The organism is Micromonospora sp. NPDC005324 (assembly GCF_040607155.1).
Lineage (GTDB): Bacteria > Actinomycetota > Actinomycetes > Mycobacteriales > Micromonosporaceae > Micromonospora > Micromonospora trifolii.
The window spans coordinates 24,829-38,126 of the sequence record NZ_JBEXGE010000016.1 but is presented as its reverse complement, the minus strand read 5'-3'; the positions used below and the strand labels follow the sequence as shown (position 1 = coordinate 38,126).

15 protein-coding genes are annotated in these 13,298 nt (G+C 70.9%); 10 read left to right on the top strand and 5 right to left on the bottom strand.

Annotation, left to right across the window (positions count from 1 at the left end; translation table 11 throughout):
* Nucleotides 1-76 precede the first annotated feature (76 nt).
* Nucleotides 77-700 (top strand): HAD hydrolase-like protein, encoded by a 624-nt coding sequence (locus ABZS40_RS18155; protein ID WP_354944371.1) that lies wholly within the window; start codon nt 77-79, stop codon nt 698-700.
* A 27-nt stretch (nt 701-727) separates the two neighbouring features.
* A complete protein-coding gene (locus tag ABZS40_RS18150; RefSeq protein WP_196920747.1) occupies nt 728-1,114 on the top strand; it encodes a cold shock domain-containing protein in 387 nt (128 codons plus the stop codon).
* Here the strand turns inward: ABZS40_RS18150 and ABZS40_RS18145 are convergent.
* Nucleotides 1,075-1,923, bottom strand: a complete 849-nt coding sequence (locus tag ABZS40_RS18145) for a 1,4-dihydroxy-6-naphthoate synthase (protein ID WP_354944370.1) — start codon at nt 1,921-1,923, stop codon at nt 1,075-1,077. The two genes, ABZS40_RS18150 and ABZS40_RS18145, sit on opposite strands and share 40 nt — an antisense overlap.
* A 388-nt stretch (nt 1,924-2,311) precedes the next feature.
* Between ABZS40_RS18145 and ABZS40_RS18140 the strand changes: the two genes are divergently transcribed.
* On the top strand, nt 2,312-3,181 hold the full coding sequence (locus tag ABZS40_RS18140; protein ID WP_354944369.1) for a helix-turn-helix transcriptional regulator: 870 nt from the start codon (nt 2,312-2,314) through the stop codon (nt 3,179-3,181).
* A gap of 12 nt (nt 3,182-3,193) precedes the next feature.
* Here the strand turns inward: ABZS40_RS18140 and ABZS40_RS18135 are convergent, their stop codons facing one another.
* Complete coding sequence (locus ABZS40_RS18135) at nt 3,194-3,844, bottom strand: futalosine hydrolase (RefSeq protein ID WP_354944368.1); 651 nt, start codon at nt 3,842-3,844, stop codon at nt 3,194-3,196.
* Entirely contained in the window at nt 3,841-5,442 is a 1,602-nt protein-coding gene (locus ABZS40_RS18130; RefSeq protein ID WP_354944367.1) for an MFS transporter, read from the bottom strand. The genes ABZS40_RS18135 and ABZS40_RS18130 overlap by 4 nt, the downstream gene beginning before the upstream one ends.
* An 88-nt stretch (nt 5,443-5,530) precedes the next feature.
* Between ABZS40_RS18130 and ABZS40_RS18125 the strand changes: the two genes are divergently transcribed.
* Entirely contained in the window at nt 5,531-6,370 is an 840-nt protein-coding gene (locus ABZS40_RS18125; protein WP_354944366.1) for a DUF3027 domain-containing protein, read from the top strand.
* 36 nt (nt 6,371-6,406) lie between these two features.
* Here the strand turns inward: ABZS40_RS18125 and ABZS40_RS18120 are convergent, their stop codons facing one another.
* Nucleotides 6,407-6,652: a DUF2530 domain-containing protein gene (locus tag ABZS40_RS18120; RefSeq protein WP_091395273.1), complete on the bottom strand. Its 246-nt coding sequence runs from the start codon at nt 6,650-6,652 to the stop codon at nt 6,407-6,409.
* 88 nt (nt 6,653-6,740) lie between these two features.
* Between ABZS40_RS18120 and ABZS40_RS18115 the strand changes: the two genes are divergently transcribed.
* From ABZS40_RS18115 to ABZS40_RS18100, 4 genes are all read left to right on the top strand, one after another.
* Nucleotides 6,741-8,219: an NCS2 family permease gene (locus tag ABZS40_RS18115; RefSeq protein ID WP_354944365.1), complete on the top strand. Its 1,479-nt coding sequence runs from the start codon at nt 6,741-6,743 to the stop codon at nt 8,217-8,219.
* 114 nt (nt 8,220-8,333) lie between these two features.
* Nucleotides 8,334-8,783 (top strand): MarR family transcriptional regulator, encoded by a 450-nt coding sequence (locus ABZS40_RS18110; protein ID WP_196928637.1) that lies wholly within the window; start codon nt 8,334-8,336, stop codon nt 8,781-8,783.
* A 73-nt stretch (nt 8,784-8,856) separates the two neighbouring features.
* Nucleotides 8,857-10,140: an MFS transporter gene (locus ABZS40_RS18105; protein ID WP_354944364.1), complete on the top strand. Its 1,284-nt coding sequence runs from the start codon at nt 8,857-8,859 to the stop codon at nt 10,138-10,140.
* Between the two features lie 87 nt (nt 10,141-10,227).
* A complete protein-coding gene (locus ABZS40_RS18100; protein ID WP_354944363.1) occupies nt 10,228-10,737 on the top strand; it encodes a hypothetical protein in 510 nt (169 codons plus the stop codon).
* A 36-nt stretch (nt 10,738-10,773) separates the two neighbouring features.
* Here ABZS40_RS18100 and ABZS40_RS18095 read toward each other — a convergent pair whose 3' ends face one another.
* On the bottom strand, nt 10,774-11,541 hold the full coding sequence (locus ABZS40_RS18095; protein ID WP_354944362.1) for a helix-turn-helix domain-containing protein: 768 nt from the start codon (nt 11,539-11,541) through the stop codon (nt 10,774-10,776).
* Between the two features lie 238 nt (nt 11,542-11,779).
* On the opposite strand from ABZS40_RS18095, the gene ABZS40_RS18090 reads away from it, so the two are divergent.
* Together ABZS40_RS18090 and ABZS40_RS18085 are read left to right on the top strand one after the other, a co-directional pair.
* Complete coding sequence (locus ABZS40_RS18090) at nt 11,780-12,445, top strand: DUF4097 family beta strand repeat-containing protein (protein WP_354944361.1); 666 nt, start codon at nt 11,780-11,782, stop codon at nt 12,443-12,445.
* Between the two features lie 15 nt (nt 12,446-12,460).
* On the top strand, nt 12,461-13,291 hold the full coding sequence (locus tag ABZS40_RS18085) for an alpha/beta hydrolase (RefSeq protein WP_354944360.1): 831 nt from the start codon (nt 12,461-12,463) through the stop codon (nt 13,289-13,291).
* Nucleotides 13,292-13,298 lie beyond the last annotated feature (7 nt).

The window sequence follows — 13,298 nt, the reverse complement described above, 5'->3', positions numbered from 1 at the left end:
CCACGCTAGCCCGGCACCGGGCTTCCGCGCCCCTCGGACGTCCGGCCGACTGGGAGTAGCCGGTACGTTTCTCGACATGCCCGCACTGACCGTCGGATTCGACCTCGACATGACCCTGGTGGATTCCCGCCCCGGCATCGCCGCGGCGTACCGGGCGCTGACCGCGGAGACCGGTGTGCCGGTCGACGCCGAACTGGCGGTGTCCCGGCTCGGGCCGCCGCTGCGTACCGAGATCGCGCACTGGTTCCCACCGGAGCAGGTCGAGTCGGCCGTGCGGGTGTATCGCGAGCTGTACCCGGCGTACGCGATCACCCCGACGCTCCTGCTGCCCGGCGCGCGGGAGGCCATCGACGCGATCCGTGCGCGGGGTGGCCGGGTGCTGGTCGTCACGTCCAAGATCGGCCGGCTGGCCCGGTTGCACCTGGACCACCTCGGTCTCGCTGTCGACGAGTTGGCCGGCGACCTGTTCGCCGAGCAGAAGGCGACCGCTCTGCGGGAGCACGGCGCGACCCACTACGTCGGTGACCATGTCGCGGACATGGTGGCGGCGGCAGCGGCCGGGGTGCCCGGCATCGGTGTGGCGACCGGGCCGTGCTCCGCCGATGAGCTGCGCGCGGCCGGGGCGGAAGTGGTGCTGGACGAGCTCACCGAATTCCCAGCGGCGCTCGACCGGATGATCCAGCTAGCCTTGGAGCAGTAGCGGCTCAAGTGAAGCAGGGGTTTTCAGGTGCCTACGGGTCGAGTGAAGTGGTACGACACGGCCAAGGGATACGGCTTCGTCACGAGTGACGAGGGCGGCGACGTGTTCCTGCCCAAGGGGGCGCTGCCGGCGGGTGTCACCGACCTCAAGGGTGGCCAACGGGTCGACTTCAGCGTGGTGGACAGCCGCCGGGGCGCGCAGGCCATGGGGGTCAAGCTGCTGGACGCGCCGCCGTCGATGTCGGAGCTGCGCCGTCGGCCGGCCGAGGAACTGCACGGCCTGGTCGAAGACATGATCAAGGTGCTGGAGGCGAAGGTCCAGCCGGACCTGCGCCGGGGTCGGTACCCGGACAAGAAGGCCGCGCAGAAGATCGCTCAGCTGGTCCACGCGGTGGCCCGCGAGCTGGAGGTCTGAGGCACCAGGCCGGCGGTGGCGGCCCGGTCGAGCAGTGCCGCCACCGCGGCGAAACCGGCCTCGCCCAGGTCCGCGGTGAACTCGTTCACGTAGAGGCCGATGTGCCGGTCGACGACGTCGAGCTCCATCTCCTGGGCGTGCGCCAGCACGTACTCCCGGCTGGCCGCCGGGTCCGCCCAGGCCTGCCGGACCGACTCGCGGACCCAGCCGGCCGCGGCCTCCGGGTCTACCGCCCCACGTCGGGCCAGGATCGCACCGAGGGGGATCGGCAGGCCGGTGTCGGCCTCCCACCATTCGCCGAGGTCGACCAGGGCGCTCAGGCCGTGCCGGTGGTAGGTGAACCGGGCCTCGTGGATGACCAGCCCAGCGTCGTAGCGCCCGGCCGCCACGCCCGGCATGATCTCGTGGAACGGAACCACCTCGATCCGGGCCGGCGGTCGCCCCGCCGACCAGAGCCGGAACAGCAGGTACGCGGTGGTCCGGTCGCCCGGCACCGCCACCGTGGCACCGGTCAGATCGGTGCGGTCCGGCCCGCCGTCACGGTCGCCCCGGGTGAGCACCAGCGGGCCGCAACCACGACCGAGAGCGCCGCCGCAGGGCAGCAGGTGGTAGTCGTCGAGCAACCAGGGCAGCGCCGCGAAGCTCACCTTTACCAGGTCGAAGGCGCCCCGCTCGGCCGCCGTGTTCGTGACGTCCACGTCGGCGTACGTCACGTCGACCGGCGGCGCGCCGGGCACCTGCCCGTGCACCAGCGCGTGGAAGACGAACGTGTCGTTGGGGCAGGGCGAGATCGCCAGGGAGAGCGCCACACCCTCACGGTAGCCCCGCCCTCCGCCCGGGGTCCGTGCCCACCCCTCGACTGTGATCCAAGACCGGGCCGAGTGAGGCGGCGGCGTCGACGGCGGCGACGCCCGCCGGGTGGAACAACGCGTAGGGACGACTTGCCCAGCAGGGTCGAGCACCCGGCCCAGTCTTCCTTTGGAGCTGATGTCGTAAACGAATCGCCGGGGCCGGGGCCGGGGCCGGGGGCGAGGGTTCTTGCCGGGGATCCCAAGAGGGTGGTGATGCCGCAAACGATTCAGCTCCAAAGGGATCGCGGAAGTAGGTCATCCACCGGTCGGAGAGGTTTTCCACAGCGTTATCCACAGGTTGGCGCGGGGTGTTGATAGCGCGTCGACCGGCCGGGAACATCGGCCTGTGACCGAGGCGAGTGACCACATCGACGAGTCCGGCGGAGCCGATCTCGGCCGGGCGCTCCGCGCGCTGCGTCGGCGGGCCGATCTCAGTCAGCGGCAGTTGGCCGAGAAATCCGGGGTGCCGCAGCCGACGCTGGCCCGGATCGAGTCGGGGCGGGCCGTCGATCCTCGGTTTCGGACAGTGGAACGCCTTGTCCAGGCGGCAGGTGGGCAGTTGGCCATTGGCGTCCCGCCATCCATCTCCGGCGTCACCGAACCCACGCCGGTCCCGCACGACGACATGCGGGACGAGGCAGGCCGCCGGTATCCGGCTCACCTGGACGTGTGGCCGGTCCACGAGCCTCGGGACTGGCCCGGCGCCTGGTGGGCGGAGTGGTACCGGTTGCCGCCCCAGCGGTATCCACTGCCGCTGCCACCGGCCGCTTACGAGTTGAACCGGCGCTATCGGGACAACCGGCGGTGGGCTGCCGAGGTCCGGCGGACTGCGCAGGTGCGTCGGGTGATCAATAGCGATCTGCCGGCCACCTGCTGGCGGTACGTCGCCGAGCTTCCCGACGGAGCGCTGGTTGGTGAACTGCGGGCCCATGAGCGCAGCCCGTTCCTGGAGTTCGGGGAGTGGCATCCGGGCATGCCAGAGCGGGAGATGGTGCTCGACGGCGTGCTTGTCGATGCCCGGTATCGGCGGTTGGGGCTCGGACGTCGGCTGGTCACCGCACTGGTGACCGGCATGCGCGCGGCCGGCATCGATGATGCGGCCGCCACTGCCGAGGGGTTCGGCATCGACCTGCTGCTGGCGTGCGGCTTCGAGATCGAGGCACGCCGCCCGGCCGCACTACGTCTGGGCCATCCTGGCAAGCGCTGTTTCTCCTGAACGGAGGCATGGTTACCGCAGTGCCGGGGCTGCCGCGGTCAGGGCGGCCAGGGCTTCGCGCAGCCGCCAGGCGTTCCGGTCGCGGGGGCCGATCGGGTTGGAGATGGTGCGTAGTTCGGCGAAGGGCACCCCGGCCTGCGCCGCGGCGACCGCCACGCCGTACCCCTCCATGGCCTCGGCGACCGCTTCCGGATGCCTCCGGCGCAGCTCGTCGGTGCTGACCGTGGTGCCGGTGACGGTGCTGACCGTGAGCACCGGGCCGGCCGTGGCCGTCGGGAGGGCGGCTCGTAGTGCCGCCAGCAGGCCCGGGTCCGCCGGCACCCTGCTGCCGGCACCGAGCAGTGCGGGCGGCATGCCCAGCTCGTCGACCGGGATGAAGCCGCCGGGCGACTCGGCGCCCAGGTCGGCGGCGATGCTGGCGGTGCCGAGCACCGTGTCGCCGACCTCGGCCCGCCCGGTGAAGCCGCCGGCCACACCGGCGCTGACCACCGCACGGTACGGGCGGCCGGCGGCCTCTGCCAGCGCCAGCAGCCGGGCGGTGGCGGCACCGGCGAGGGCCGGGCCCACACCGATCGGGGTGACTGTCACGCTGGGGTCGGTCAGCCCGGCGCGGACCGCGTCCGCCTCGGCGGGAACCGCCGTCACCACCAGCAGACCGGTCACGAGAGTGAGCCGGGTGACTCGCGGCGGGTGTCGTCGTCGGCTCCGCCACCCGGGCCGCCGACGGCCGACGACGGACGGTAGATGTGGTAGCCCGGCGGGGCGAGGCTCGGGTCGTCGTACTGCGGTGAAGAGGTCTGGGCCGGTGCCGGTGAGGTGGGCGTGGGGTCGCCGGGCTCGTCCGCCGGCTCGTCCTCGGTCAACTCGTCGTCACCGAGCGGTCGGCCGGCCAGCTTCTCGCCGTGCAGCCGGGCGGCGGCCAGCACACCCCGGATCGCGGCCAGGACGCCGACCCCGGCGGCCACGGCGATGCCCATTCGACCATCGAACGGCACCAGCCCGAGCCCGCCACCGGCGACGAAGGCGAGCATCAGCGCCGTCTCGGAGTGGGCGAAGGAACTGGCCCGCAGCCGTTCCGGGATGCGCTCCTGGATCGAGGCGTCCACCGCCAGCTTCGCTATCCCGCTGGCCAGCGCGGCGACCAGGCAGAGTAGGGCGACCATCAGCAGCGAGAACTGGATGACGGCGAGCACCGCCACCCCGGCCACGATGATCATGCTGCTGGACTGGATGGCGGTCGGCCGGTGGATGCGCAGTCGGGTGCCGATGGCGGTGGCCAGGAAGGTGCCGACCGCGAGCGCGCCGCCGACAACGCCCAACGCCCACTCGGCGCCCAGTTCCCGGCCGAACACCACTGTGGTCAGGTCGCCCTTCTTGATGGCGAAGGCGAGGAAGAGCAGCAGGAAGCCGTAGAGCGCGCGGAGCGTCGCCGCGCCGATCAGGGTGGCGATCACCAGCCGGCCGGACGGTCGGCCCCGGCCCAGCGGCCGGTCGCCGCGGCGGCGGCCCAGCGCGCGCAGTGGCCGGGGGACCCGCTCCGGTGGCTCCGAGTCGGCCTTCGGTGGCAGCCGCAGCGAGATCACCATGCCGACCAGGAAGATCACCGACGCGACCCGGAGCGGCCACTGCGGCCCGAACCAGAACGCGGCCAACCCGATCGGCGCCACCAGCGCGCCCGCGACCGTGCCGTAGACGCTGGCCCGAGCACCCACCTGGGACAGGCCGAGGCCCTCCGGCAGCAACCGGGGCACCGCCGCGGAGCGGGCCACGCCGTACGCCCGGGAGAGCGCGAGCACCCCGAACGCGGCCGGATAGAGCCCGAAGCCGTGGATGTAGTCGGAGATCAACCAGGCCAGGAAGGCGCGGCCGAGCATCGTCGCGGCCAGGGCGTACCGCCGGCCGTGCCGGAAGTGATCCAGCAGCGGGCCCACCACCGGGGCGAGCATCGCGAACGGCACCATGGTCACCAGCAGGTAGAGCGCGACCTTGCTGCGGGCCTCGCCGAGCGGCACGTTGAAGAAAATCGTGCCGGCCAGACCGATGGCGATCAGAGTGTCACCGGCACAGGACAGCGCGTGCAGGTCGAACAGGCGAACCATGCCGACCTCGCCGCCGGCACCCCGGGCGCGGGCCCGACCGGCCCGGCGGGTCACCCATCGGCCGCTGCCCACCGAACCACGCAGCAGCAGACGAATGGCGCGAATGCCGGTGCCGACGGTCCGCCCGAGGACGGATCGCCCGGAGCGGGAGTACGACGGCATGTGCACCATCCTCGCCCATCTGATCCGGGTACGCCGCACCACCGCTGGGAAAGGTTCCCCGGGAGTCCCTGTCACCCCTGCGAGGCGCATGGGGAACAATGGTGAGGTGACCAGGCCCGTCTCCACCCGTGCCGCCCGTCTCGACCAGGTCTGCGCCGCCGCCGTCGAGGTGGCCCGCGCCGGCATCACCGAGGTGGACGCCGACGATGTCGGCGACCACCTGCAGGTCGTTGCCGAAGGTGATCGACTGGTCACCCACTACTTCGAATGTCGCCTCGCCGGCTACAACGGCTGGCGCTGGGCGGTCACCGTCACCCGGGTGCCGCGCAGCAAGACGGTGACCATCTGCGAGACGGTCCTGCTGCCCGGCCCGGACGCGCTGCTCGCGCCCGGCTGGCTGCCCTGGCAGGAGCGGCTCAAGCCGGGCGACCTGGGCCCGGGTGACCTGCTCCCGACCTCGCCCGACGACGATCGACTGGTCCCCGGTTACCTGCTCTCGGACGACCCGGCGGTCGAGGAGACGGCATGGGAGCTGGGCCTCGGGCGCGCCCGCGTGCTCTCCCGGGAGGGCCGCATCGACACGGCGCAGCGCTGGTACGAAGGTGACCACGGCCCCGCCGCGGCCATCTCGTCCGCCGCGCCCACCGCCGCCCGCTGCGGCACCTGCGGCTTCTACCTGCCGCTGGCCGGTGCGATGCGGCAGGCATTCGGGGCGTGCGGCAACTTCTACGCCCCCGACGACGGCCGGGTGGTGAGCGCCGACCACGGTTGCGGCGCCCACTCCGAGACGTTGATCGAGGCGGTCGAGACCGCTGTCGACGAGCTACCCACTGTGTACGACGACAGCGCGGTGGAGGCCATGTCGGTCAGCCGGGCCCCGGGCTCGGTGGAGGCGGCTGAGCCGGCGGAGCCGTACGGGCACTCCTGATCGTCCGCGCCGGAGCGCCCCGGCGCGGCGGCCGGCTCACCTCGCGCGGCGGCGGCGTCGGTTGGCGTCGTGCCGCATCATCACGGCGAGGCCCGGGAAACCCCACAGGAAACCGGCGAGGCAGGTCCAGAGCCAGTTCTGGTGACCGTGGTCGGTCAGCCAGCCCCGGAAGAAGATCAGCAGGACCAGCCCGGCGACCGCCCACGCGATCAACCCGGCGAGGGCGAACGGCACCATCGGCGGATCCAGCGGTGCGGGCCGCGGTGGCTGCTCGTTCGGCATTCGGCAAGCGTACGGGATCTACTTCCCCTGCCCACCGACGATCTGGGACGATGCGCGCGACAACTGGAAGATCACCTGCGAGGACCTGATGGCCGTAGCGCCGCCCGAGAACGGCACACCTCCCAACCCCGCTCATCCGCGTAACGGTTTCGACCGTTACTTCGAGATCTCCGCCCGTGGCTCGACGTTGAGCCGTGAGGTACGCGGTGGCCTGGCGACCTTCTTCACGATGGCGTACATCGTGGTGCTCAACCCACTGATCCTGGGCGGTGCCGTCGACGGTGACGGCAAGAGCCTCCCGATTCCCGCGCTGGCTGCCGCGACCGCGCTGGTCGCCGGCCTGATGACCATCCTGATGGGTGTGGTCGGCCGATTCCCGCTGGCGCTCGCCGCCGGTCTGGGTGTCAACGCGCTGGTGGCGTACGAGATCGCCCCCGAGATGACCTGGGCCGACGCGATGGGCCTGGTGGTGATCGAGGGTCTGATCATCGCGGTGCTGGTGCTGACCGGTCTGCGGACTGCTGTGTTCCGCTCGGTGCCGACCCAGATGAAGAGCGCGATCGGGGTCGGCATCGGTCTGTTCCTGACCATCATCGGCCTGGTGGACGCCGGCTTCGTCCGACGCATCCCGGATGATGCCAACACCACGGTTCCGGTCGGCCTGGGCATCGGCGGCAAGCTGGTGAGCTGGCCGATGCTGGTCTTCGTGGTGGGCCTGCTGATCACGCTCGTGCTGGTGGTCCGTCGGGTGAAGGGCGCGATCCTGATCGGCATCCTCGCCTCGACGGTGCTCGCGGTGATCGTGGAGGCCGTCGGCAACATCGGCCCGTCGTTCGTCAACGGTCAGCCCAACCCGAAGGGCTGGTCGCTGAACGTTCCGGAGCTGCCGAAGTCGGTGGTCGACCTGCCGGACCTGTCGCTGCTCGGCAAGTTCAACGTGCTCGACTCGTGGGGCCGGGCCGGTTGGCTGGTCGTGCTGATGTTCATCTTCACGCTGTTGATCACGGACTTCTTCGACACCATGGGCACGATGGTCGCGGTCGGCCAGGAGGGCGGCCTGCTCGACGAGCAGGGCACCCCGCCGAAGGCCAAGGAGATCCTGCTGGTCGACTCGATCGCCGCGGCGGCCGGTGGTGCGGCCAGCACCTCCAGCAACACGTCGTACATCGAGAGCGCCGCCGGTGTCGCGGAGGGCGCCCGGACCGGCGCGGCCAACCTGGTCACCGGCGCGCTCTTCCTGCTCGCGATGTTCCTGGCGCCGCTGGTCGTGGTCGTGCCGTTCGAGGCGGCGTCGACGGCGCTGGTGGTGGTCGGCTTCCTGATGATGACAGCGGTGCGGACGATCGACTGGTCCGACTACGAGATCGCCATTCCGGCGTTCCTCACCATCGTGCTGATGCCGTTCACCTACTCGATCTCCAACGGGATCGGCGCTGGCCTGATCACCTTCGTGGTGGTCAAGCTGGCGCGGGGTAAGGCCCGGGAGGTCCACCCGTTGCTGTACGGGGTGGCCGTGCTCTTCGTGCTGTACTTCCTGCGTGGGCCCATCGAGTCCCTGGTGCTCTGAGGCATATCCGGGCGGGGAGTCGATCAGGATTCCCCGCCCGTACCATCTGAATCCCCTCGTGAGCCTGGTCATAACGGATGTCGTTAGCCATGCTCATTAGTTAAGCTAACTACTGTGACGGAGCGGACGGTGACGGCGGAACGCGTGCCACCGGCGCAGCTGGCTCCCCAGCTGCGTGATGCGATCACCCGACTCAACCGGCGGGTCCGACAGGCCCGGCCGGTCGGCGACCTCACGGTCACCCAGGTCTCCGCGCTCACCAGCCTTCGGCTGGCGGGCACGATGACACCCCGGGAGCTGGCCGATGTGGAGCGGGTGCAGCCGCCGACGATGACCAAGATCGTCGGGAAGTTGGAGGACCGCGGCCTCGTGCGGCGGACACCCCATCCGACCGACGGGCGGCAGGTCATCCTCGCGGCGACCGAAGGAGGGCAGGCCGTGCTCGACCAGTTCGAGCGGGCCCGCGACGAGTGGCTGGCCCACCGGCTGGCCGCCCTCGACGAGGACGAACGGGAGACCCTGCAGAGGGCCGCCGAGATTCTTCAGCAGCTCGCTCGCGCCTGAGCCGTACCCGCGCCACCGGGTTCGTGCCGTCACCTGTCGATGACGCGTACGTCCTCAAGGAGGCGCACCAAGAGTGCAGGCGAAGCTGAGCACGATGTTCCAGTCCCTACAGGTCCGCAACTACCGCCTCTTCGCATCCGGGCAGCTGATCAAGTTGATCGGCGTCTGGATGATGTTCATCGCCCAGGACTGGCTCGTCCTCGAGCTCTCCAACAACTCGGCGACCGCGCTCGGCGTGGTGACCGCCTGCCAGTTCACCCCGGTGCTCCTGCTCACCCTGCTCTCCGGCCGGCTCGCCGACCGGTACGACAAGCGGGTGCTGCTCTTCGCCGCCAACGCCTTCTGGAGCCTGCTGGCGCTCGGCATGGCGGTGCTGGTCCTCACCGACCTGGTGCAGCTCTGGCACGTCTTCGCCTTCGCCGCGCTGCTCGGCACTGCCAACGCTGTGGAGACCCCGGTCCGGCAGGCGTTCGTCTCCGAACTGGTCGGCACGCCGCTGCTGCCCAACGCGTTGTCGCTGAACGCCGCCGTGTTCAACTCCGCCCGGATCGTCGGCCCGGCCGTCGCCGGCCTGGCCATCGCCGCGTTCGACGTGGGCCCGGTCTTCCTCTTCACCGCCCTCAGTTCGGTCGCGCCCCTGGTCAACGTGGTCCGGATGCGGACGACCGAACTGCACCGCGACGCCCTGCTGCCCCGCGACGAGCGGGCGTCCGCCCGGGTCGTCGACGGGCTGCGGTACGTGTGGCGCCGCCCCGACCTGCTGCTGCCCATGGCGGTCATGTCGGTGATCGGCATGTCGCTGTTCAACTTCCAGCTCACCCTCGCCGCGTTGGCGAAGACGGTCTTCCACACCGGCGCCGCCTCCTTCGGCCTGTTCAGCACGGCGCTGGCCGTCGGCGCGCTCGGCGGCGCGCTCAGTGGCACCGGTCGGCGTAGCCGCCCGTCGGTGTGGCTGGTGCTGGGCGCGGCGATCGCCTGCGCCAGCTTCGGCACCCTGGTCGGCCTCTCCTCGGCGTACTGGCTGGTCGTGGCGCTGCTGGTGCCGACCGGCTTCTGCATGGTCTTCTTCGCCCAGGCCGCCAACCAGCGGATCCAGATGGGCGTCGACGCGGCCTTCCGGGGACGGGTGATGGCCCTGTGGGTGCTGGTGTTCCTGGGCACCAACCCGGTCGGCGCGCCGCTGATCGGCTGGGTCGCGGAGCACTACGGCGCCGGTGCCAGCATCTGGATGGGTGGCCTCATCTCGCTGGCCGCCGCGCTGGTCGCGCTCACCTGGCAGCTGCGCCACTCCGGTGCCCGGCTGCGGTTCCGGGTGCTGCCCATGCCCCGCTTCTACGTCACCTCCACCGACTGCTGAGGTTTAGCGCCGGCGCCGGGCACGTCCGGTTGCGCGGATGCGGCCAAACCGCTGGCGGGGTGGCACGGTGGGGCTTAGCGTCGATACGTGGGAGTCGGACGCGCGCTGATGCTGGCCCTGGCGTTCCTCGCCGTGGCCACTCTGCCGGCGGCATTCGCCCTGCTCTTCTGCTACGACGAAATCGTCGACCGGGTGGTCTGCGGCTGGTCCGAGTGGCGTGACCGCCGACGGGAGAGGCGCACGATCGCCCGGCTCGACCGGGCCATCGAGGCCGACGCGCTGACCCGGGACATCGACCTCAGCGAGTTCGACCGCGTTGACCGCCGGCCGCTGGAGCAGCTCGCCGCCGACCTGCGCCGCCTCGGCGGTCAGCGGATCGGCGGCGGCGGCCGATCGATGGTCTGGCACAGCGCGCTGCTCCAGGCGTACGACGACCGGCTTCGCCTCGCCTGCCGCGCCCTCGGCATCGCCGAACACCTCGCCGAGCTGGCGGGCGTCGATCAGGAGATCGAGCGGGTCCGGGTGGAAGGCGTGCTGCACGCCGCCGGGCTCGCCCTTCCGGCGGCCCGGGCTGGGCTTCGGCAGCGGCACCGCTGAGCGGCAGCACACTGTGCGACTCGGCGGCCGACCGCGTTACGAGCGGATAGCCGCCTGGTCGCTGTGACCCGGTGGCACGTGGCTGGCCGCTGTCGAAGGCCTGCTGCGGAGGACCTCGCGGGCCTGTTCGGCGGCGCGGGTGATGCTCTCGCTGATGAAGTCGAGGAAGCGGGCGATGTTCTCCAGACGGGCGGCGGCGGGGGTGTGCGCGCCGAGGAGGGCGACGCCCTGCCGTGCGATCACGACGAGATGGTCGTTGGCCCGGGCACTGGCGATCGTCGCCTGGAAGAAGAGCTCGTCGTCGACGACGTAGCGGTCGCGGCGGCGCTCGTCGCGTTCGCGGCGGACGAGGCTCTGGCTCTCCAGGAAGGTGATCGCCTTGGAGATCGACGCCGGGCTGACCTGGAGGCGCTGGGCGAGTTCGGAAGCGGTGAGACTGCCCGAGTCGGTGAGGAACAGCCTGGTCAACACTCGGGCCCCCATCTTGTTCAGACCGGAGGCCATGAGGACGGTGGTGAACGCCTCCTCGTAGTCGGCCACGGCCTGGGCGTCGCGTCCGTCCGGTCGGCGGGCCGCCTCGGCCCCACGGGAGGGGGCGGGCCTGCGCCGGCGGGCGCGGCGCTCGGTCGCGTGGTGGGCCAGATCGGCGCGGTAGCCGGTGGGACCGCCGTTGCGCATCACCTCGCGCGTGACCGTCGAGGTGGGACGGTCGAGGCGCCGGGCGATCTCGGCGTAGGGAAGGCTGTCGGCCAGCCCCAGCCCGATCTGCTGGCGTTCCTGCTGGGTGAGCCTGCCTCCCGGCATCGCGATCTCCCTCGTGGTCCCGTAGGGCGGCGGCCCCAGACTCCGCCACCATAGCGTTAACGCACACACTAATGCAACGATGACGGCAAGATCGTTGCATTAGATTCAGAGTAGTTGCAACAACTTTGTTGGTCTGAACAGCTAAAACACTCTTTGGTTGCAACAAAGTTGTTGCAGAAACTGGAAAGCAACGTAGCGTTTCCCATATCAGAAACAAGCACCGACTTGGGAGAGCGCAATGCAGACGTTCGACACCCCCGCCCCCATCTCCGCCGTCCTGGACATCCCCGCCGGACGCATCCAGCTCATCGCCGCCGACCGCGCCGACACCACAGTCGAGGTCCTCCCTGCCGACCCCGCCAAGAGCCGCGACACCAGGGCCGCCGAGCAGACCACCGTCGCCTACGCCGACGGCGTCCTGCGAATCACGACCGCACGGCCCATCAACAAGATCTTCGGCCCCTCCGGCTCTCTGGAGGTCATCGTCCGGTTTCCCGCCGACTCCCGTGTCGAGGCCAGGGCCGCCAGCGCCGAGCTTCGGGGCGTCGGCCGCCTCGGCGACGTCACCTTCGACGGGGCGTACCGGGAGATCAAGATCGACGAGGCGGCGAGCGTGCGCCTCACGGCCATCGACGGCGATGTCGAGATCGGCCGGCTCAACGGGCCCGCCGAGATCAGCACCGCCCGGGGTGACATCACCGTCGCCGAGGCCGTGCGCGGCACAGTCGTCCTCCGTACCCAGTCCGGCGACATCTCGGTCGCGGCGGCGGCCGGCGTCTCGGCCGCCCTGGACGCCGGGACCGGCCACGGCCGCGTCAGCAACGCCCTCAAGAACGACGGCGCCGTCGAGCTCGACATCCACGCCAGCACCCTGCAGGGCGACATCAACGCCCGCAGCCTCTGAGAAGGACGGATCGAGATGACGAACAACAGCATGCCCTCGACCACCTCGCCGTGGACCGGCCTGGCGTCGGTCGACGACACGGCCCTGGCCGTCACCGACACCGGCGGTCCCGGCATCCCCGTGGTCTACCTCAATGGCCAGTTCGCCACCCAGGGCTACTGGCGGCGGGTGATCGCCGAGCTGGGCACCGAATTCCGGCACATCACCTACGACGAGCGGGCTCGCGGCAGGAAGTCGAGGCGCTCAGCCGACTACTCCTTCGAGGCGGCCGTCCGGGACGTCGACGCCGTGCTCGCCGCCCGAGGCGTGGACCAGGCGGTGCTGGTGGGCTGGTCCTACGGAGCGGTGGTCGGGGCACACTGGGCCAACCGGAACCCGGAGCGGGCCCTGGGCGCGGTCCTGGTCGACGGCGCGTTCCCGCACGACTGGCTCGACGAGGCCATGGCGCAGCGGATCCGCAAGATGTTCCGACGGATGAACCTGTTCATGCCGCTGCTCCGCCCGACCGGCCTGACCCCACGGATGAACGCCGACCAGATGGCGGACAGCAACATCGAACTCGGCGAACTCTCCCGCGAGCGCGAACTGGGCCCGGTGCTGGACGCCATCACCGTTCCGGTGCGGTACGTGGTCGCCTCGGGAACGTCCCTCGGCAGTCGCGGGGACGAGCAGGAGCAGATCCGCGCCAGCCTCGACGCGGTGACCGCCCGCAACCCGCACATCACCATCGGGGCGAAGGTCGCCAGCAACCACGGTGCGATCCTCAAGAAGGACTTCCGCGCCGTCGCCGAGGCCGTACGCGGGGTCGCCGCCCCTCATCGGGAAGAGGCCGGAGACATTCGGTGAGGTCCGA

Coding starts and splice junctions, on each gene's coding strand:
- ABZS40_RS18155 (WP_354944371.1), top strand. CDS start 77: ATGCCCGCACTGACCGTCGGATTCGACCTCGACATGACCCTGGTGGAT.
- ABZS40_RS18095 (WP_354944362.1), bottom strand. CDS start 11,541: ATGCCGGGAGGCAGGCTCACCCAGCAGGAACGCCAGCAGATCGGGCTG.
- ABZS40_RS18125 (WP_354944366.1), top strand. CDS start 5,531: ATGGGGAACAATGGTGAGGTGACCAGGCCCGTCTCCACCCGTGCCGCC.
- ABZS40_RS18130 (WP_354944367.1), bottom strand. CDS start 5,442: ATGCCGTCGTACTCCCGCTCCGGGCGATCCGTCCTCGGGCGGACCGTC.
- ABZS40_RS18090 (WP_354944361.1), top strand. CDS start 11,780: ATGCAGACGTTCGACACCCCCGCCCCCATCTCCGCCGTCCTGGACATC.
- ABZS40_RS18085 (WP_354944360.1), top strand. CDS start 12,461: ATGACGAACAACAGCATGCCCTCGACCACCTCGCCGTGGACCGGCCTG.
- ABZS40_RS18115 (WP_354944365.1), top strand. CDS start 6,741: ATGGCCGTAGCGCCGCCCGAGAACGGCACACCTCCCAACCCCGCTCAT.
- ABZS40_RS18120 (WP_091395273.1), bottom strand. CDS start 6,652: ATGCCGAACGAGCAGCCACCGCGGCCCGCACCGCTGGATCCGCCGATG.